Here is a 17,536-nt window from a genome sequence, read left to right on the forward strand (position 1 = left end):
AGCCTCCCTGCATTGCCCGGCGCCAATCTTTCCCCCGCGCCGTGAACCGCCGCTTAATGCGCGGCCTTGGCCCGCGCGCGGAAACGGTGGAGCAGCGGCTCGGTATAGCCATTGGGCTGGGCGGCGCCTTCGAAGATCAGCGCGCGCGCCGCCTGAAAGGCAAGGCTCCCCGCCTCGCGTCCCGCCATCGGCCGGTAGCGCGGATCGCCGGCGTTCTGGCCATCGACCTTCGCGGCCATCCGCCGCAGCGCCGCGTCGACATCGGCTTCGCTGGCGACGCCGTGGAGCAGCCAATTGGCGATGTGCTGCGACGAGATGCGCAGCGTCGCACGGTCCTCCATCAGCCCGACATCGTCGATATCGGGCACCTTGGAGCAGCCCACCCCCTGATCGATCCAGCGCACGACATAGCCGAGAATGCCCTGGGCATTATTGTCGAGCTCGCGCGCGACTTCCTCCGCCGACCAGTTGCGTCCCTGCGCGATCGGGATCGTCAACAGCGGCGCCAGCCCCGGCACCGGCTCCGCCGCGATCGCCCGCTGCCGCGCGAACACGTCGGTCGCATGATAATGCAGCGCGTGCAGGGTCGCCGCGGTCGGCGACGGCACCCAGGCGGTGTTCGCGCCGGCTTGCGGATGCGCGCCCTTCTGCGCGAGCATATCGGCCATCCGATCGGGCGCGGCCCACATCCCCTTGCCGATCTGCGCCTTGCCCGAGAGCCCGCAGGCGAGCCCGATGCGGACATTGCGGTCCTCATAGGCCTTGATCCACGCGCTGCCCTTGATCTCTCCCTTGGGGAGCATCGGCCCGGCGCGCATGCTGGTATGGATCTCGTCGCCGGTGCGATCGAGGAAGCCGGTGTTGATGAAGGCGATGCGGTCCTTCACCGCATGGATGCACGCCGCGAGATTGGCCGAGGTCCGCCGCTCCTCGTCCATCACCCCCACCTTGATCGTGTGGCGCGCGAGCCCGAGCAGATCCTCGACCGCGTCGAACAGCCGATCGGTGAAGCCGCATTCCTCGGGCCCGTGCATCTTGGGCTTGACGATGTAGATCGATCCGGCGCGGCTGTTGCGGAAACGTCCGAGCCCGCGCAGGTCGTAGAGCGCGATCAGGCTGGTGATTATCGCGTCGAGCACCCCCTCGGGCGCCTCGCCCCCGTCGGCGAGCAGCACCGCGGGGGTGGTCATCAGATGCCCGACATTGCGGACGAACAACAGCGCCCGCCCGGGCAGGCCGTGCCGGTCGCCCGCGAGCCGCCGCGTCATCGTCCGCCCGCCCTTGTCGAACGCCTCCTCGAGATCGCCGCGCATCAGCCCGAGCCAATTGGCATAGGCGGCCACCTTGTCCGCGGCATCGACCGCGGCGATCGAATCCTCGAGATCGACGATCGTCGTCAGCGCCGCCTCGAGCAGCACGTCCGCAATCCCCGCCGGATCGTCGCGCCCGATCGGATGAGCGCGGTCGATCACCACTTCGATGTGCAGCCCGTGGTGGCGGTACAGCCACGGCGCGACCTGCTGCGCGGGATCGCGCAGCACCGGCTCGCCCGTCAGGTCCGCCCAGCGACCCGCGGCGAGCGGCACCGCCTCGTCGAGAAAGGCCCGCGCCCGCGCGATCACCTGCGCGCCGCGCCCGGAGTCATAGCCGCCCGGCTTCGCCGCGCCGGGCAGCGCATCGGTGCCGTAGAGCGCGTCGTACAGGCTCCCCCAGCGGGCATTGGCGGCGTTGAGCACGAAGCGGGCGTTGAGCGCGGGAACGACGAGCTGCGGGCCCGCCATCGTCGCGATCTCGGCGTCGACATGGGTGGTGCCGATCGTGAAGGCCGCCGGCTCGGGAACGAGATAGCCGATCTCGCGCAGGAACGCCTCCTGCGCCGCGGGATCAGCGGCGCGCGCCGGGTTTTCGGCCGACCAGCGGTCGATCTCGGCCTGGAGGTCGTCGCGTTTGGCGAGCAGCGCACGATTCCCGGGGGCGAATCGCGCGAAGATGTCGGCGGCACCCGCCCAGAACGCCTCCGCCTCGATCGCCAGCTCGGGCAGCACCCGCGTCTCGACGAAGCGCGCGAGCACCTCGGCAACCTGCAATCCGGCGCGATCGCAATAAGCGGACATGAAAACTCCTCCTCGCAAAACACTCGGTGCCTGGGGAGGGCCGCGCCGGAGTATCGGCCTCGCGGCCGCTAATCAACCCCGCGATCGAGCGCGATCGCCGCCGCCTCGATCCGTTCGAGCATCGCGCGCAGCTGTTCGCGCTCGGCGTCCGAAAGCGTCGCGAAGATCCGCCGCTCGAATTCGAGCGCCTTGGGCGAAACCTGCTCGTACAGCGCCCAGCCCTCCGGCGAGAGCGTCAGCAGATGCGAGCGCTGATCCTCGGGATTGGCGCCGCGCTGGATCAGCCCGCGTTCGGCGAGCGCGATCGCGGCGCGGCTCACCGTCACCTTGTCCATCCGGGTGCGCCCGCACAGCGCCTGCTGGCTCATCGCCCCGCCCTCGGCGAGCACCGCGACCAGCCGCCATTCGGGGATCCGCAGCCCGAACAAGGTGCGATAGGCCGAGGCGACCGTATCCGACACGGTGTTCGAAGCGATCGAGAGCCGATAGGGCAGAAATTCGTCGAGTTTGAGCTTGTCGGGCATCGGCCTCACCGTGCTGCCAACATGTCATCCGCGCAAGTGACAACGTTGAACGATTGCATTTTCTGCAATGATACCGGTATCACTTCGCACTTGCAACATAACCCGCTGCGGTGCAGAAAGATCGGGCCTTTCAGGCATCCTCTCCTAAAACTTTCAAACGGCCGTCCTCCTGGGCGGCCTTTTTTTTGCCCTCGATCCTCCCCCGCCAGGGGGAGGTGGCATGCGAAGCATGACGGAGGGGGCGGAAGCACGCTGGCTGGTGGATCGCCCACCTCCCCCTCCGCCGCCTTCGGCGACACCTCCCCCTTGCGGGGGAGGATTTGTCATTTCATCTGCCGTCTGATCGTCGCCTGCGTCGCCTTGCCATAGGGCGGCTTCATCCCCGCCAGCTTCGCCACGTCGAGCCTCGTCTGCCGGTAGATGCTGCGCGCATGGCTGAACGTCCGGAAGCCCGCCTCGCCATGATAGGCGCCCGTCCCCGAGGGGCCGATCCCGCCGAACGGCAGCTCTTCCTGGCTGACATGGAAAATCACGTCGTCGAGCGTCACCCCGCCCGAGATCGTCCGGTCGAGCACCTGTCGCCGCTCGCCGGCGTCGCTGCCGAAATAATAGAGCGCGAGCGGCCGGTCGCGGCGGTTCACTTCGGCGATCGCGTCGTCGATATGCTTGTAGCTGCGCACCGGCAGCACCGGCCCGAAAATCTCCTCCTGCATCACCGTCATCGCGTCGGTGGCGCCGCGGATGATGTGGAGCGGCATCTTCCGGCTGTTCGAGCCGGCGAAATCCTCGCCCGCCGGATTGACCGCGATCACCTCGGCGCCCTTGGCGCGGGCGTCCTCGATCCAGCCGCTCAGCCGGGCATGGTGCCGGTCGTTGATCACCGCGGTATAGTCGGGATTGTCGAGCAGGCGCGGATACATCGCCGCCGCCGCGCGGGTCAGCCCGTCGACCACCTCCGCCTCCTTCTCCTCGGGCACCAGCATATAGTCGGGCGCGAGGCAGATCTGTCCGGCGTTGAGCATCTTGCCCATCGCCACGCGCTCGGTCGCCTTGGCGACATCCGCCGAACGCCCCACCACCACCGGCGACTTGCCGCCGAGCTCGAGCGTCACCGGCACCAGATTGTCCGCGGCGGCATGGAGGATGTGCTTCGCGATTCCCGTGGCGCCGGTGAACAGCAGATGGTCGAAGGGCAGCTCGGCGAACGCCTTGCCGACATCGGGCCCGCCGCTGACGAACGCCAGCTCCTCGGGCGCGAAATAGCGCGGCGCCAGCTCCTCGAACAGCGCGGCGACCGCCGGGGTGAACTCGCTGGTCTTAACCATCGCGCGATTGCCCGCGGCGAGCACGCCGGCGAGCGGGCTCATCACGAGGTTCACCGGGAAGTTCCACGGCGCGATGATCCCCACCACGCCCTTGGGCTGATATTCGATCCACGCTCGCCCGCCGAGCAGCCCCAGCGGGAACATCGTCGGCTTGCGCTCGGCCTTCGCCCAACGCCCGACATGCTTGAGCGCGTGACGGAGCGGCCCCACCGACGCTGCGATATCGGTGATCATCGATTGCTCGCGGCTACGATGCCCGAAATCCTCGCTCAGCGCGTCGCAGAAGCGCGTAGCATTGCCGGCGGTCATCGCGATCGCGCGCTTGAGCCGGTCCTTGCGGACGTCCAGCGACACCGGCAGCTCCGCCATGAACGCAGCGCGCTGGCGATCGAGCAGTTCGCGCATCATCGGGGCTCCGTTGCGAATTGAGTGATGACCACAATGTCCTCCGGCGCCGGCTGCGGCGTCAATGCCTGACCGATCCACACCGCGAAGGCCGCCGTCGCGAGCATCACGCCGAAGGGCAGCCGATCGGTCGCGGTGACCTTGCGCCCGCCCATCATGAACCCCAATACCGCCGCGATTCCGATCAGCGCCGCCGCCAGCTGCACCAGCGGCAGCGCCTGCCAGCCGAGCCAGCAGCCGATTGCGCCGAACAGCTTGGGGTCGCCGCCGCCCAGACCCTGTCGCCCACGGATCACGCGATACCCCGCTGCGACAGCCGCCAGCGCCGCATAGCCGCCGATCCCGCCGATCAGCCGCGCCTCCATGCCGGGCGCCATCCCGAGCAGCCCGACCGCCAGCCCCGTCGCCGCCAGCGCGCCGGTGAGCGCGTTGGGCAGCCAGAAGGCGGCAAGGTCCATCGCCGCCAGCATCAGCAGCAGCCAGCCGAAGATCGCTCCTGCGACCGCCGCGAGCGTCGAGGCCGTGGCGAGCGCCGCCGCCACCCCGATCGCCAGCCCGGCAAGCTCGGTGAGCAAATGGCTCGGAGGGATCGCCGTGCCGCACCCGCGGCAGCGCCCGCGCTGGAGCACGAAACTCAATATCGGCACGAGCTCGCGCGCGCCCAGTCCCTTGCCGCAGCGGTCGCATTGCGACCGTCCATGCAGCGCCGATCGCCCCTGCGGCCAGCGGATCGCCAGCGTCGCGATGAAGCTCCCGAAGACCAGCCCGAGCGCGCCGAGCAGCGATGCGAGCAGCCACGGCTCAATCGTCATCGCGCGGCTTTCGCTTGCGGATCAGATAGCGGTACACCCCGAACACGTTGATTCCGAACAAGGCGAGGTTCTGCGTCCAGAGCGGCGCATCGTCGGAGAGCAGCGCGCCGGTGATCCAGCAGATGCTCGATGCCACGAACAGCGCGAACCCCCAGCCGGTCACGCGCCGCCCGAGATCGAGCGACACCATGAACGCCGCGACGATGCCGCTGATCGATGCGGACCATTTGAGAATGTCGACAAGCGTCATGCGGCACCATCCCTGAGGCAGCGCGCGGGCTTTTGCAAACCGCGCCGCGGAGCACTAGATCGCCCCCAACAATCGAGAGGAAAAACATGTCCGCCGACGCAATCGTCATTGCTTCCTATGCCCGCACGCCGATGGGCAGCTTCCAGGGCTGCCTGACCGATGCGAGCGCCACCGATCTCGGTGCCACCGCGGTCGGCGCGGCGGTCGAGCGCGCAGGCCTCAAAGGCGACGCGATCGAGCGGATCTATATGGGCTGCGTGCTTCCCGCCGGGCTCGGCCAGGCGCCCGCGCGCCAGGCCGCGCTCAAGGCCGGGCTGCCGCACCACATCGAGGCGACGACGATCAACAAGATGTGCGGATCGGGCATGCAGGCGGCGATCATGGCCGCCGAGGCGCTCGCTTCTGGCTCGGCCGACCTCATCGTCGCCGGCGGGATGGAGAGCATGACCAACGCGCCCTATCTCTCGCTGCGCCACCGCGCCGGCGCGCGGATCGGGCACGATGTGCTCAAGGATCACATGTATCTCGACGGGCTCGAGGATGCCTATGAGCCCGGCCGGCTGATGGGCAGCTTCGCCGAGGAGACCGCGCAGGAATATCAGTTCACCCGCGAAGCGCAGGACGCCTTCGCCATCGCCTCGCTCGAGCGCGCGCAAAAGGCGCAGCGTTCAGGGGCGTTCGATCGCGAGATCGCCCCCGTCGAGGTCAAGGGCCGCAAGGGCACCACTACCGTCACGTTTGACGAGCAGCCGGCAAAGGGCGATCTCTCGAAGATCCCGACGCTCAAGCCCGCTTTCTCGAAGGACGGCACGATCACCGCCGCCAATGCCTCGTCGATCTCGGACGGCGCCGCGGCCCTGGTGATGACCCGGGCGAGCGTCGCCGACCGGCTCGGGCTCACGCCGCGCGCGCGGATCGTCGCGCACGCTGCGCACGCGCATCTCCCCGCCCGCTTCACCACCGCGCCGGTGTTCGCGATGCGGAAGGCGCTCGACAAGGCCGGCTGGCAGATCGGCGATGTCGACCTGTTCGAAGTCAACGAAGCGTTCGCCTGCGTCGCGATGATCGCGATGCACGATCTCGGCATCTCCCACGACGTGCTCAACGTCCATGGCGGCGCCTGCGCGCTCGGCCACCCGATCGGCGCCTCGGGCGCGCGCGTGCTGGCGACTCTGCTCTCGGCGCTCGAGACCCACGGCCAGAAGCGCGGCCTCGCCTCGCTCTGCATCGGCGGCGGCGAGGCGACCGCAGTGGCAGTGGAGCTGCTGGACTGACGCGATGGTCTTCGATCTGAGAGGCGCGCTGCTCAAAAAGGCCGAGGTCGAGTCGGCGCGCCTCGACGATTTCGAATTCCGCCTGCGCGCCCGCACCTTCCGTCTGCTCGCCGAACGGCACGCGCTGGACCCCGAACCGCTTGTCGGCGAGATCGCCACCGATCCCGACGATGCGATTCTCGCGCGCCACCCCGCGCTGCACGGCGCCTATGCGGAATGCCGCGCGCTCGCCCGCCAGCTGATCGACGAACGCGGCGACCCAACTCCGTACAAGCTCGCCTAGTCGAAGGTCTCGCCGGGCTCGACGCCCCAGATATGCGATTGCTCGACATAGCCCGAGCGCCCGTCGACGTCGAAGCGGCACCAATTATCGGCGCATTTGCTCAGCCGGCCGACCACGCCGGGCTCGACCCGCCAGTTGATGTGCGCGTTCGCCGCCGGCGACGCGCGCAGCTCGGTGACGGTGCCGACGACGATTCCCGTGCGCCGCTCGTCGAGGAAGTTGCGCAGCATCCAGCCCTGCGTGCCGCCCGGATCCTCAACCTTGCGCCACTCGCCATAGACGTCGAGCACCTTGAGCGGCAGATTGCGCCGCTGGTAGAGCCAGTTCGCCGGATAGTTGCGCCCCGGCCCGGTGCGCATCCGCGCCTTGTCGACGTCGATCGACACCCAATAAGGCGGCTTGCGTTGCGCGATCGCTGGCGCGGCGAGCCCGAGCGCAACGATCGCCAGCACGGCCCAGCCGCGAAGCCGCATATGTTCCCCTATCATCGCTCAGCTTTACCGCGCGGTGCCATCACGCTTCAACCCGTTGACTGCGGCGCCCGCGCCCGCCAATCCGCTCTGAATGGCACAGAGCGCGCGCCCTTCCCGCCCCCGTGTGGCCGTCACCCGGACCTTGCCCGACGCCGTCGAGGCGCGCATGGCCGAATTGTTCGACGCCGTGCTCAATCCCGACGATGCGCCGCGCGACCGCGCCGCGCTCGCCGCCGCGATGGCCGATGCCGATGTCTTCGTCCCCACCGTCACCGATCGGATCGACGCCGCGCTGATCGCCGCCGCGCCCGATCGCCTGCGGCTGATCGCCAATTACGGCGCCGGCGTCGGCCATATCGACCTCAAGGCGGCGCGCGAGCGCGGCATCGTGGTCACCAACACCCCCGGCGTGCTCACCGAGGATACCGCCGACATGGCGATGGCGCTGATCCTCGCGGTGCCGCGCCGGCTGGTCGAGGGCGACAAGCTGGTCCGCGCCGGCCAGTGGACCGGCTGGCACCCCACCGGCATGCGCGGCCACCGTATCGGCGGCAAGAAGCTCGGCATCCTCGGCATGGGCCGGATCGGCCAGGCCGTGGCGCAGCGCGCCCGCGCCTTCGGCCTCCAGATCCACTATCACAACCGCCATCGCATCCCCGACGTCGCCGAGGCGCAGCTCGGCGCGACCTTCCATGCCGATCTCGACGCGATGCTCGAAGCGGTCGACATCCTCACCATCCATACCCCGCACACCGGCGCCACCGGCGGGCTGATCGACGCGCGCCGGCTCGACCTGCTCGGCCCCAATGGCTGGCTGATCAACACGGCGCGCGGCGAGATCGTCGATCCCGAGGCGCTGGTCGCCGCGCTCCGGGGCAAGCGGATCGCCGGCGCCGGCCTCGACGTCTATGTCGGCGAGCCCGCGGTCGATCCGCGGCTGATGGCGTTCGACAATGTCGTGCTGCTCCCGCATCTCGGCTCGGCGACCTTCGAGGGCCGCGACGCGATGGGGCTGAGGGTGATCGCCAACATCCGCTCCTGGGTCGACGGCCATCGCCCGCCCGATCAGATCCTCGACGGCTGGCTTTGACGCCGCTCGGCGCGGGCTAGAGCCCGCCGAGCCACTCGCGGATCATCGCCTGCCCGGCGGTCACCGCGCCCGGCCCGAGCGCGCGATGCGCCGCGCGCAACGCCTCGGCCGAGGTGCCGGCCTCGGCGATGAAGGCTGGGCCGTTCTCGATCCACGCCTCGAACCGCGGATCCTCGCCCATCTCGGCATGGAATTGCAGCGCGAGCAATTCGGGGCCGCGGCGGAATGCCTGATGCGGATAGGCCGATGTCGAGGCGAGCAGCTCGACCCCGTCGGGCAAGTCGAACGTGTCGCCATGCCAATGCAGCACCGGCACGTCGGCGACATGGCGCAGCGGCGAATCCGCGCCCGCGCGGTTGAGCGCCACCGGGGTGAAGCCCACTTCCTTCACGGGCCCCGGCCGCACCTCCGCGCCCATCGCCGCCGCGACCATCTGCGCGCCGAGGCACACCCCCAAAGTCGGCAGCCCGCGCGCGATCCGCTGGGCGAGCCGGTCGAGCTCGTGCGCGATCCATGGATGCGCGTCGCGCTCATAGACGCCCATCGGCCCGCCCATCATCAGCAGCAGATCGGGCGCATTGAAGTCGAGGCCGGAGAAGCCGGGATCGGTGACGTCGACGCGGTCGAGCACATAGCCCGCCGCCTCGATCGGTTCGCGAAACCCGGCAATGCCCTCATAGGGCGTGTGGCGGATGATCAGACCGGTCTTCATGCCGCCAGCCTAGCGGTCCGAACGCCGATCGAAAGACCAGGTTTTCTTGGGAGCGATCAAATCCTCCCTCGCGCAGCGGGGGAGGTGGCGCCGAAGGCGACGGAGGGGGCATCTCCACGAGCGACGTCCCTCGCGGAGATGCCCCCTCCACCACTTCGTGGTCCCCCTCCCCCGCTGCGCGAGGGAGGAAAAGGAAGGATCAATCGCCGGTCAGGATCCGGTCGACGAGTTGCTTCACCGTCGGCACGAACCCGTTCGAATAGAAGGGGTCGCGCTTGAAGTTATAGGCGTTGTGCCCCGCGAACATGAGATTCTGCTCGACCGGGCCGCCATGCGCGATGTCCTGCAGCGTCTTCTGGATGCAGAAGCTGCGCGGGTCCGCCAGCCGGCCGGTCGAATTCGTCTCGGTGTCGGCCCAGGACGAGAACTGGCACTGGCTGAGGCAGCCCATGCAATCGGCCTGGTCCTTGCGGATCACGCCCTTCTCTTCCTCGGTGACGAAGACCAGCGTGTTGTCCGGGGTCTTGAGCGCCGAGGTGAAGCCTTCGCCGAACCATTGGCGCGCGCGCAGCAGGTCGTTGCGGGTCACCCAGAAATTCTTGCCCTTCACGCCCACGTCGAGCTGGAAGGTGTGATCGCCGGCATGCTCGGTCGAATAGGCGATCTGCCGGTCCGAACGCGCCTCGAGGTTGCGCAGGAACGGATTGCGCACCGCCGAGGAATAGAAACCCGTCGGCGAGAAGCGGTGGAGCAGCACGTCGCCCTCGTCGAGCGTCATCAGCCGCGCCTTCCACTCCTCGGGGATGGGGCTCTCCTGGGTGAGCAGCGGCCGGGTGCCGAACTGGAAGGCGATCTTGCCGAGCTCGGGATTGTCGATCCAGTCGCTCCAGTCGCGCAGATACCAGACGCCGCCCGCCATCACGATCGGCACGTCGTCGGAGATGCCGCCCTCGCGCATCGTCGCGCGCAGGTCGCGGACGCGCGGATAGGGGTCCTGCGGCACCAGCGGGTCCTCGGCGTTGGACAGGCCGTTGTGCCCGCCGGCGAGCCACGGATCCTCATAGACTACCGCCGCGAGCCACTCCGCCGCCTTCGAATAAGCGCGCTTCCACAGCGCGCGGAAGGCGCGGCCCGAGCTGACGATCGGCAGATAGGAGACGTTGTACGACGCCGCGATCTCGCTGAGCTTGTAGGGCATGCCCGCGCCGCAGGTGACGCCCGCCACCATGCCGCGGGTGCGCTCGAGCACGCCGTGGAGCACGCGCTGCGCGCCGCCCATTTCCCACAGCACGTTGATGTTCACCGCGCCCTTGCCGCCGGCGATCTCGAAGGCCTTCTTCACCTGGGTGACGGCGCCCTCGATCGCATATTCGACCAGCTCTTCATGGCGTTCGCGCCGGGTCAGCGCGCGATAGATTTGCGGGATGATCTTGCCCTCGGCGTCGTAGCTGTCGGCGTTGACCGCGCTCACCGTGCCGATGCCGCCGGCCGCCGCCCAGGCGCCCGCGCTCGCATGATTGGTCGCAGCGACGCCCTTGCCACCCTCCACCAGCGGCCACACTTCGCGGCCGTTATAGTTGATGGGGGTCAAACCCTTGAACAAATGTACCTCCGCCGAAATTTCGCGGCACGCTATACGCAAAACCCGCCAACAAGCGAGCCGCAATCGTTATTGCAGTGCGTCAGGGCGTCCCATCGCCTCGCCATAGAGCCGCGCATAGGACGCGATCATCTGCGCCTCGTCGAACAACGCACGGGCGCGCGCACGGTTCTGTTCGCCGATATGACGCATCGAATCCGGGTGCCGCGCCAGCGTGTCGATGCGGTCGCGCAGGTCGACCTCATGGTGCCGCGGGGCGAGGAAAGGCGCGTTCTCGGGCGAGACCATCGACGGGATGTCGCCCACCCGGGTCGAGACCACCGGCAGCCCCGCCGCCATCGCCTCGATCACCGAGATCGGCGCCTGCTCGCTCTTCGACGACAGTGCGAAGAGGTCGAACAGCCCCATATAGCGGTGCGGCTCGGGCAGGAATCCGGGCAGGATCACCTGATCCTCGATCGCCATCGCCTCGGCGGCGTCGACGATGTTCTGCCGCTCGGGCCCCTCGCCGAGGATCACCAGCTTGAAGCGCACGTTCACCCCCGCGATAGCCCGGATCAGCATCGGCAGGTCCTTGACCGGCCGCAGCCCCGCGACGCAGCCGACGAACACTTCGCCCTCGCGCTTGTTCTGGAGCTGTGGGATCAGCGTGGGATCGGGCTTCTGCGCGAACAAGGCGGTGGGCACGCCATTGGCGATGCGGTGGACGCGCGCCGCCGGCTGGCGCCAATGCTTGATCGCGACGCGCTCGAGCACCTGGCTCGGCACCACCAGCGCGTTGGCGGCGGGAAGCGCGATCCGGCGATACATGTTGCGCACCGGATTCAACCGCTCGGCCTCGTCCTGGTTGAAGCCGTCCTCGTGATGGACGATCGGCGGCAGCCCCTTGCCGAACACCCGCGCCGCCATCACCCCGTCGATCGCGCCCCAATTATAGGTCAGCACCAGATCGAAGCGCCGCATGAACCGCGCGATCTCCTCGTAGCGCTTGACCGAGGGCCGGCCCGAGAGCGGCGGCGGGTTCTGCGCGATCTCGTATTTGATCCCCTTGGCGATCGCGTCGCGCGCGCCGAGCTGGTCGGGCATCGCCGAGACGATCGTGTGCCGCGCCTTGTCGCCGAACGCGTTCATCAGCCGCACGGCGCGCGCTTCCTTGCCGCCATGATTGAAGGTCGAATGGAGGTGGAGGATGTGAATGGGCATATCGGAGCGGGTGATTAGCGCCCGGACGCGCGTCCGTCACCTCAAACTCCCTCTTACCGGGATGCCCCGCCCGTCTCGGGCAAGCATATCTTGCGCTGCGGCGGCGGACGCGTAGCTTCGCCCCATGCACCCCCTTGTCACTTATGGCTGTTTCGGACTGGTCGGCCTGCCGGTGCTGGCGGTCTCGGGCCTCCTTCTCTCGCAGGGCGTGGTGCGCACCACCGAACCCGTATCGGCGCCCGCTTCGGCGCACGGGCTGACGCTGGATCTAAGGCACTGGACCGACCTGATCGAGAAAGTCCCTCCCGATTCATGGCTGCACGACGTGGCCTATTCGGATCGGGCGCGGATCAACGGCCGCTTCGCCGGCGGGCGCGGGACGGATGTGGCCGCTTTCGAGCTCCGCGTCCGTGCCGGCGGCACCGGCGCTGCCCCACAGATCGTCACCTGCGAGAAGAGCGCGCCCGATGCGGTCACGCCGAACGTCGATGACGTCTGCCATTTCGTCGTCGATTTGTCGCCGCGAACGCTTCGCGACCCGATCGAGGTTTCGGTCATCGGCAAGGGGCCGGAGGCGCGGAGATCCTTCACCCACATATTCCGCTTCGAGCGACGCACCCACTACAGCCTTGCCTGGTGGGAAGCCGTGATGGGCATCTGAGGCGCGGCGTCAGGCGACCTTCGCCAGCAGCCGCTCGATCGCTTCCACCACCTCGGGCTCGTCGAGCGTCGGCGCATGGCCCACGCCGGGCACCGTCACCAGTTCGGCGCCCTTTACCCGCGCGACCATCTTGTCCGCCGTCGCGGCGCCGAGGATGTCCGAGCGCTCGCCGCGGACGATCAGCAGCGGCTTGCCCTGCATCGCGTCGATCGTCGGCCACATGTCCGGCCCCGCCTCGTTGCCCGGCACGCGGAACGGCTCGGCGATCTTCATGTCGTAATCGAGCACGATCCGCCCCGAGCTGTTCACCCGATAGAGCCGCTTGGCCATGCGCAACCAATCCTCGATCCCGTAGCCGGGATAGACATCGGCGTTGTTTTCGGCGAGCGCGCGCGCGGCGTGCATCCAGGTCGGGTGCCACACTGCCTTGCCGACATAGGAGCGGATCCGCGCCAGCCCGCCCGGATCGAGCTCGGGGCCGACATCGTTGAGCACCGCGCCGGCGATCTTCGCGCCGTCGGTCGCCGCGAGCAGCATCGTCACGATCCCGCCGAGCGACGTCCCCACCGCGACGAACCGGGTGATACCGAGGTCGGCGAGCAGCGCCTCGACGTCCTGCAAATAGGTCAAGGGCACATAGGACATCGGGTCCTTGGCATAGGCGCTTTCGCCGCGCCCGCGGAACTCGATGCAGAGCACCCGCCGCGCGCCTGCCAGCCGGCTGGCCAGCCCGTCATAGTCGCGGGCGTTGCGGGTCAGCCCGGGAAAGCAGAGCACCGGCGGCCGGTCGTCCGCCCCGGCATAGTCGCGGTAATGCAGCCTCAGGCCGTCCTTCGACCACCAAAACCCGTCGGTATAGTTGCGCCGCTCGCCCATCGCTCCCCATATCGCCGCATGGCATTCACTCCGCAACAGGCGATCCTCGAACTCGGCGACGCCTTCTACGATCCCGTCACCGCCGCGCGCTTCCCCCGGACGATCCTGCGCTTCCGCAACGACCGTGCCGCCGCCGAGGTCGGCCTCGACGCGCTGAGCGACGCGCAGTGGATCGCGCATTTCGGGCGATTCGAGCCCCTCCCTGGCACGCTCCCGCAGCCGCTGGCGCTGCGCTATCACGGCCACCAGTTCCGCGTGTACAATCCCGATATCGGCGACGGCCGCGGCTTCCTGTTCGCCCAGATGACCGATACCGCCGGCCGGCTGATGGACCTCGGCACCAAGGGCTCGGGCCAGACGCCGTACAGCCGCTTCGGCGACGGCCGCCTCACCCTCAAGGGCGGCGTCCGCGAGATCCTCGCCACCGAGATGCTCGAGGCATTGGGCGTCGAGACCTCGCGAACCTTCTCGCTCATCGAGACCGGCGAGGAGCTCCACCGCGGCGACGAACCCTCGCCCACCCGCTCGGCGGTGCTCGTCCGGCTCAGCCACGGCCATATCCGCATCGGCACCTTCCAGCGCCTCGCTCATGCGCAGGACACCGGGAATCTCGCCAGGCTCGCCGCCTATGTCCTGCGCCACTATTTCGGCGAAGCCGCCGGCGACGACGCGCCGCAGCGGCTGCTCGCGCATGTCGCCCGGCGCACCGCGCGCATGGCCGGCCGCATCATGGCGGCGGGCTTCGTCCATGGCGTGCTCAACAGCGACAATATCAACGTCACCGGCGAGAGCTTCGACTATGGGCCATGGCGCTTCGCCCCGGATTGGGCGCCCGGCTTCACCGCCGCCTATTTCGACCAGTCAGGCCTCTATGCCTTCGGGCGCCAGCCCGAGGCGATCTATTGGGACGTGATGCAGCTCGCCAGCTCGCTCCGCCTGATCGCCGACGAGGAACCGCTGATCGCGGCGATGGACGTCTTCCCCGAAACCTTCCAGCGCGAGGTCGTCGAGGCGATGCTGTGGCGGCTCGGCCTCGTGCCGCGCGGCACCGGTGACGATCGCGCGCTGGTCGGCGCGATCGAGCGCGCGCTCGTCGAGACCGGCGCACCGATCGACCGGTTCTTCTTCGACGCTTTCGGCGGCGCGCTGCCCGAAAGCTATGGCGCGCCCTTTGCCGATCTCCGCGCGCAGCTCGCCCATTTCGCTCCGCGCAAGCCGCGCGACCATGTCTATTGGTCCGATCCCGCGCCCTGCTCGATGCTGATCGACGAAGTCGAATCGATCTGGGCCGCGATCGCGGCGGACGACGATTGGTCGCGCCTCGACGCCAAGGTCGCCGCGATCCGTCGCATGGGCGAGGCGCTGGCCTGATGCCTTGGTCGTCGCCCCCGCGAAAGCGGGGGCCTATCTCCCGGATGTGCCACCGATACGCGGCGCGTTGGCCTGCGGCATCTACACGAGATGGGCCCCCGCCTTCGCAGGGGTGACGATGGCAGGGAGGGGGTTGGAACCCATCTTTGTTTCGGGCAAGAGCTAGGCAACATTCCGGGGATACAAGCCAGAAACCAAATGCCGGGAACGGAAATCATCTCCACGGAGCCGGCGACGGGTGCCGTGCTCTGGCGTCAGAAGATCGGCGACGTCGATGCGGAAGTCGCCCACGCCCGCCGCAGCTGGGCCGAATGGGCCGCGCGCCCGCTCGCCTATCGCGTCGAGGCGCTGCGCCGCTTCGCCAATGTCGTCCGCCAAAAGGCCGATGCCTTCACCGACCTGCTCGCGCGCGAGACCGGCAAGCCGCTCTGGGAGGCGCGCACCGAAGTCGAGACGGTGATCGGCAAGGTCGACATCTCGGTCACTGCCTATTCGGAGCGCACCGGCCAGCGCCGGATCGAGGCGCCGATGAACACCCGGCTCGCGCTGCGCCACAAGCCGCATGGCGTGCTCGCGGTGCTCGGCCCGTATAATTTCCCTGCGCATCTGCCCAACGGCCATATCGTCCCCGCTTTGCTCGCCGGCAACGCGGTGGTGTTCAAGCCGTCGGAGAAGACCCCGGCCTCGGGCGCCTTCCTCGTCGATTGCTTCCACCAGGCCGGCATCCCCGAAGGCTGCATCCGCCTGCTGATCGGCGGGCCCGAGCAGGGCAAGGCGCTCGCCGGCCACCCCGATATCGACGGGCTGCTGTTCACCGGCTCGGCCAACACCGGCATCGCGCTCAACCGCCAGTTCGCCACCCGGCCCGAAAAGATCCTCGCGCTCGAGATGGGCGGCAACAATCCGATCGTCGTCTGGGACACCCCCGATCTCTATTCGGCCGCGGTGCTCGTCATCCAGTCGGCTTTCACCACCGCCGGCCAGCGCTGCACCGCGGCGCGCCGGCTGATCGTCGACGAGAAATTGTTCGACCCGCTGATGGTCGAGCTCAACAAGCTGATCGGCCGGCTGATCGTCGACGAGCCGCACGCCGACCCCGCGCCGTTCATGGGGCCGGTGATCGACAACGACGCCGCCGACATGCTCACCGAGAGCTTCCTCGCTTTGTCGACGATGGGCGGCCGCCCGCTCAAGCATATGGAGCGCCCGATCGAGAGCCGGCCGTTCCTCACGCCCGGCCTGATCGACATGACCCAGGCCAATGACAAGCCCGATGTCGAGCTGTTCGGCCCCGTCCTCCAGATCTACCGCAAGGCGACCTTCGAGGACGCGATCATCGAGGCGAACGACACGCGCTACGGCCTGTCGGCCTCGCTGGTGAGCCAGAATCCGCGGCTCTACGACCAGTTCTGGGCCAATATCCGCGCCGGCATCGTCAACTGGAACCGCCCGACCAACGGCGCCTCCTCGGCAGCGCCGTTCGGCGGCGTCGGCTGGTCGGGCAATCACCGCCCGAGCGCCTATTACGCCGCCGATTATTGCGCCTATCCGGTGGTCTCTTCGGAATCGGAACAGGCCCGCGCCGCGATCGGGCTGGGGCTGCGCGACGCCTGAGCCGCGCGCCGCAGCCACGGCCCGGCATGGACGACGCTCATCAGCAGATACATCGCGGTCATCCCGCCAAAGGGAGACGCCGCGCCGCAGAGCATCGCCACCGAGCCGCCGCCCTGCGCGCTCAGCAGCGCCATCAGCGCGAAGCCCGGTGTGGCCGCCAGCGCCAGCCAATCGGCGGCGCGGGCGGCGTTCACGATGCGGTGTCGGCGTTGCGGAACGCCGCCTCGCCGGCATCCGACACTTCGACCCATTTGGGATCCGGTGCCGCCTCGGCCTCGTAATTGTCGTGCCAGTTCCACCATTTATAGGTCTGGGTCTGCGGATAGCCGTCAGGCGAATCCTCCCAGATTTCCTGCCGGCCGAGCGGGGTGAGATCGAGATAGCTCCACACCGTCCCCATCGCCTCGTCGCCGCGATTGTTGATGAAATAGGTGCGGTAGATCCGGTCGCCGTCGTGGATGAAGACATTGTGGCCGTGCCACTCGTCGACGCCGAAATCCTTGTCGAAATCGTCGGTGATCGTCACCCACGGCATGTCCCAGCCCATCCGCGCCTTCAATCGCGCGATGTCCGGCTGCGGCGCGCGCGAGGCATAGACCAGCGTCGTGTCGCGCGCATTGAGATGCGCGAGATGGCTCACCTGATCGGCGCCGAGCGAGCAGCCGCGGCAAGCGTGGTCGGGCCAGCCGAACACACCGGGCTCGAAAAAGGCGCGATAGACGATCATCTGGCGCCGCCCGGCGAACAGGTCGAGCAGGCTGAGCCGACCTTCCGGCCCCTCGAACCCATAATCCTTCTCCACCGCCATCCACGGCATCCGCCGGCGCTCGGCCGCCAGCGCGTCGCGCGCACGGGTCTGCGCCTTCTCCTTGACCAGCAGCGCCGTGCGCGCCCTCTCCCACTCTTCCGCTGCGACCACGGCGGGATGGTTCTTCGGCAGTTCCGACAT

Annotated in this window: 18 protein-coding genes; 6 read left to right on the forward strand and 12 right to left on the reverse strand. The window is 68.5% G+C overall.

Annotation, left to right across the window (positions count from 1 at the left end):
* Positions 1-53: 53 nt before the first annotated feature.
* From E5A74_RS03045 to E5A74_RS03065, 5 genes are all read right to left on the reverse strand, one after another.
* Complete coding sequence (locus tag E5A74_RS03045) at positions 54-2,114, reverse strand: malate synthase G (RefSeq protein WP_135982696.1); 2,061 nt, start codon at positions 2,112-2,114, stop codon at positions 54-56.
* A gap of 68 nt (positions 2,115-2,182) precedes the next feature.
* Positions 2,183-2,638 (reverse strand): MarR family winged helix-turn-helix transcriptional regulator, encoded by a 456-nt coding sequence (locus tag E5A74_RS03050; protein WP_135982698.1) that lies wholly within the window; start codon positions 2,636-2,638, stop codon positions 2,183-2,185.
* A gap of 323 nt (positions 2,639-2,961) precedes the next feature.
* Positions 2,962-4,368: a coniferyl aldehyde dehydrogenase gene (locus tag E5A74_RS03055; protein ID WP_135983182.1), complete on the reverse strand. Its 1,407-nt coding sequence runs from the start codon at positions 4,366-4,368 to the stop codon at positions 2,962-2,964.
* Positions 4,368-5,180, reverse strand: a complete 813-nt coding sequence (locus tag E5A74_RS03060) for a prepilin peptidase (protein WP_135982700.1) — start codon at positions 5,178-5,180, stop codon at positions 4,368-4,370. The genes E5A74_RS03055 and E5A74_RS03060 overlap by 1 nt, the downstream gene beginning before the upstream one ends.
* Complete coding sequence (locus tag E5A74_RS03065; protein ID WP_135982702.1) at positions 5,170-5,430, reverse strand: hypothetical protein; 261 nt, start codon at positions 5,428-5,430, stop codon at positions 5,170-5,172. The genes E5A74_RS03060 and E5A74_RS03065 overlap by 11 nt, the downstream gene beginning before the upstream one ends.
* Positions 5,431-5,516: 86 nt before the next feature.
* On the opposite strand from E5A74_RS03065, the gene E5A74_RS03070 reads away from it, so the two are divergent.
* Together E5A74_RS03070 and E5A74_RS03075 are read left to right on the forward strand one after the other, a co-directional pair.
* Complete coding sequence (locus E5A74_RS03070; protein ID WP_135982705.1) at positions 5,517-6,704, forward strand: acetyl-CoA C-acyltransferase; 1,188 nt, start codon at positions 5,517-5,519, stop codon at positions 6,702-6,704.
* A gap of 4 nt (positions 6,705-6,708) precedes the next feature.
* Positions 6,709-6,987 (forward strand): hypothetical protein, encoded by a 279-nt coding sequence (locus E5A74_RS03075; protein WP_135982707.1) that lies wholly within the window; start codon positions 6,709-6,711, stop codon positions 6,985-6,987.
* Here the strand turns inward: E5A74_RS03075 and E5A74_RS03080 are convergent.
* Positions 6,984-7,460 carry an SH3 domain-containing protein gene (locus tag E5A74_RS03080; protein WP_135982709.1) on the reverse strand — a complete coding sequence of 159 codons (477 nt, stop codon included), beginning with the start codon at positions 7,458-7,460 and terminating at the stop codon, positions 6,984-6,986. The genes E5A74_RS03075 and E5A74_RS03080 overlap by 4 nt on opposite strands.
* A gap of 91 nt (positions 7,461-7,551) precedes the next feature.
* On the opposite strand from E5A74_RS03080, the gene E5A74_RS03085 reads away from it, so the two are divergent.
* A complete protein-coding gene (locus E5A74_RS03085) occupies positions 7,552-8,550 on the forward strand; it encodes a 2-hydroxyacid dehydrogenase (RefSeq protein ID WP_135982712.1) in 999 nt (332 codons plus the stop codon).
* Positions 8,551-8,566: 16 nt separating this feature from the next.
* On the opposite strand, the gene E5A74_RS03090 is transcribed toward E5A74_RS03085, so the two are convergent.
* The 3 genes from E5A74_RS03090 to E5A74_RS03100 all read right to left on the reverse strand — a co-directional run bounded on the left by E5A74_RS03090 (position 8,567) and on the right by E5A74_RS03100 (position 12,065).
* Positions 8,567-9,262: a glutamine amidotransferase gene (locus E5A74_RS03090; protein WP_135982714.1), complete on the reverse strand. Its 696-nt coding sequence runs from the start codon at positions 9,260-9,262 to the stop codon at positions 8,567-8,569.
* 199 nt (positions 9,263-9,461) lie between these two features.
* Entirely contained in the window at positions 9,462-10,865 is a 1,404-nt protein-coding gene (locus E5A74_RS03095; protein ID WP_135982716.1) for an NAD(P)H-dependent flavin oxidoreductase, read from the reverse strand.
* 66 nt (positions 10,866-10,931) lie between these two features.
* Complete coding sequence (locus tag E5A74_RS03100; RefSeq protein WP_135982718.1) at positions 10,932-12,065, reverse strand: glycosyltransferase family 4 protein; 1,134 nt, start codon at positions 12,063-12,065, stop codon at positions 10,932-10,934.
* Between the two features lie 124 nt (positions 12,066-12,189).
* On the opposite strand from E5A74_RS03100, the gene E5A74_RS03105 reads away from it, so the two are divergent.
* The gene (locus E5A74_RS03105; RefSeq protein ID WP_135982720.1) at positions 12,190-12,726 is read left to right on the forward strand and encodes a hypothetical protein; all 537 of its coding nucleotides are present in this window, start codon (positions 12,190-12,192) and stop codon (positions 12,724-12,726) included.
* 9 nt (positions 12,727-12,735) lie between these two features.
* On the opposite strand, the gene E5A74_RS03110 is transcribed toward E5A74_RS03105, so the two are convergent.
* The gene (locus tag E5A74_RS03110; RefSeq protein ID WP_135982722.1) at positions 12,736-13,602 is read right to left on the reverse strand and encodes an alpha/beta fold hydrolase; all 867 of its coding nucleotides are present in this window, start codon (positions 13,600-13,602) and stop codon (positions 12,736-12,738) included.
* Positions 13,603-13,620: 18 nt separating this feature from the next.
* On the opposite strand from E5A74_RS03110, the gene E5A74_RS03115 reads away from it, so the two are divergent.
* Both E5A74_RS03115 and astD read left to right on the forward strand, forming a co-directional pair.
* Entirely contained in the window at positions 13,621-14,973 is a 1,353-nt protein-coding gene (locus E5A74_RS03115) for a protein adenylyltransferase SelO family protein (protein ID WP_135982724.1), read from the forward strand.
* Positions 14,974-15,171: 198 nt separating this feature from the next.
* Positions 15,172-16,587: a succinylglutamate-semialdehyde dehydrogenase gene (gene astD / locus E5A74_RS03120; RefSeq protein ID WP_135982727.1), complete on the forward strand. Its 1,416-nt coding sequence runs from the start codon at positions 15,172-15,174 to the stop codon at positions 16,585-16,587.
* Here astD and E5A74_RS03125 read toward each other — a convergent pair.
* Complete coding sequence (locus tag E5A74_RS03125) at positions 16,518-16,781, reverse strand: hypothetical protein (RefSeq protein ID WP_206365746.1); 264 nt, start codon at positions 16,779-16,781, stop codon at positions 16,518-16,520. The two genes, astD and E5A74_RS03125, sit on opposite strands and share 70 nt — an antisense overlap.
* Positions 16,778-17,536: a DUF899 domain-containing protein gene (locus E5A74_RS03130; protein WP_135982729.1), complete on the reverse strand. Its 759-nt coding sequence runs from the start codon at positions 17,534-17,536 to the stop codon at positions 16,778-16,780. The genes E5A74_RS03125 and E5A74_RS03130 overlap by 4 nt, the downstream gene beginning before the upstream one ends.

It is taken from the genome of Sphingomonas naasensis, from assembly GCF_004792695.1.
Taxonomy (GTDB): Bacteria; Pseudomonadota; Alphaproteobacteria; order Sphingomonadales; family Sphingomonadaceae; genus Sphingomonas; species Sphingomonas naasensis.

Coding starts and splice junctions, on each gene's coding strand:
- E5A74_RS03045 (WP_135982696.1), bottom strand. CDS start 2,114: ATGTCCGCTTATTGCGATCGCGCCGGATTGCAGGTTGCCGAGGTGCTC.
- E5A74_RS03050 (WP_135982698.1), bottom strand. CDS start 2,638: ATGCCCGACAAGCTCAAACTCGACGAATTTCTGCCCTATCGGCTCTCG.
- E5A74_RS03055 (WP_135983182.1), bottom strand. CDS start 4,368: ATGCGCGAACTGCTCGATCGCCAGCGCGCTGCGTTCATGGCGGAGCTG.
- E5A74_RS03060 (WP_135982700.1), bottom strand. CDS start 5,180: ATGACGATTGAGCCGTGGCTGCTCGCATCGCTGCTCGGCGCGCTCGGG.
- E5A74_RS03065 (WP_135982702.1), bottom strand. CDS start 5,430: ATGACGCTTGTCGACATTCTCAAATGGTCCGCATCGATCAGCGGCATC.
- E5A74_RS03070 (WP_135982705.1), top strand. CDS start 5,517: ATGTCCGCCGACGCAATCGTCATTGCTTCCTATGCCCGCACGCCGATG.
- E5A74_RS03075 (WP_135982707.1), top strand. CDS start 6,709: ATGGTCTTCGATCTGAGAGGCGCGCTGCTCAAAAAGGCCGAGGTCGAG.
- E5A74_RS03080 (WP_135982709.1), bottom strand. CDS start 7,460: ATGCGGCTTCGCGGCTGGGCCGTGCTGGCGATCGTTGCGCTCGGGCTC.
- E5A74_RS03085 (WP_135982712.1), top strand. CDS start 7,552: ATGGCACAGAGCGCGCGCCCTTCCCGCCCCCGTGTGGCCGTCACCCGG.
- E5A74_RS03090 (WP_135982714.1), bottom strand. CDS start 9,262: ATGAAGACCGGTCTGATCATCCGCCACACGCCCTATGAGGGCATTGCC.
- E5A74_RS03100 (WP_135982718.1), bottom strand. CDS start 12,065: ATGCCCATTCACATCCTCCACCTCCATTCGACCTTCAATCATGGCGGC.
- E5A74_RS03105 (WP_135982720.1), top strand. CDS start 12,190: ATGCACCCCCTTGTCACTTATGGCTGTTTCGGACTGGTCGGCCTGCCG.
- E5A74_RS03110 (WP_135982722.1), bottom strand. CDS start 13,602: ATGGGCGAGCGGCGCAACTATACCGACGGGTTTTGGTGGTCGAAGGAC.
- E5A74_RS03115 (WP_135982724.1), top strand. CDS start 13,621: ATGGCATTCACTCCGCAACAGGCGATCCTCGAACTCGGCGACGCCTTC.
- astD (WP_135982727.1), top strand. CDS start 15,172: ATGCCGGGAACGGAAATCATCTCCACGGAGCCGGCGACGGGTGCCGTG.
- E5A74_RS03130 (WP_135982729.1), bottom strand. CDS start 17,536: ATGTCGGAACTGCCGAAGAACCATCCCGCCGTGGTCGCAGCGGAAGAG.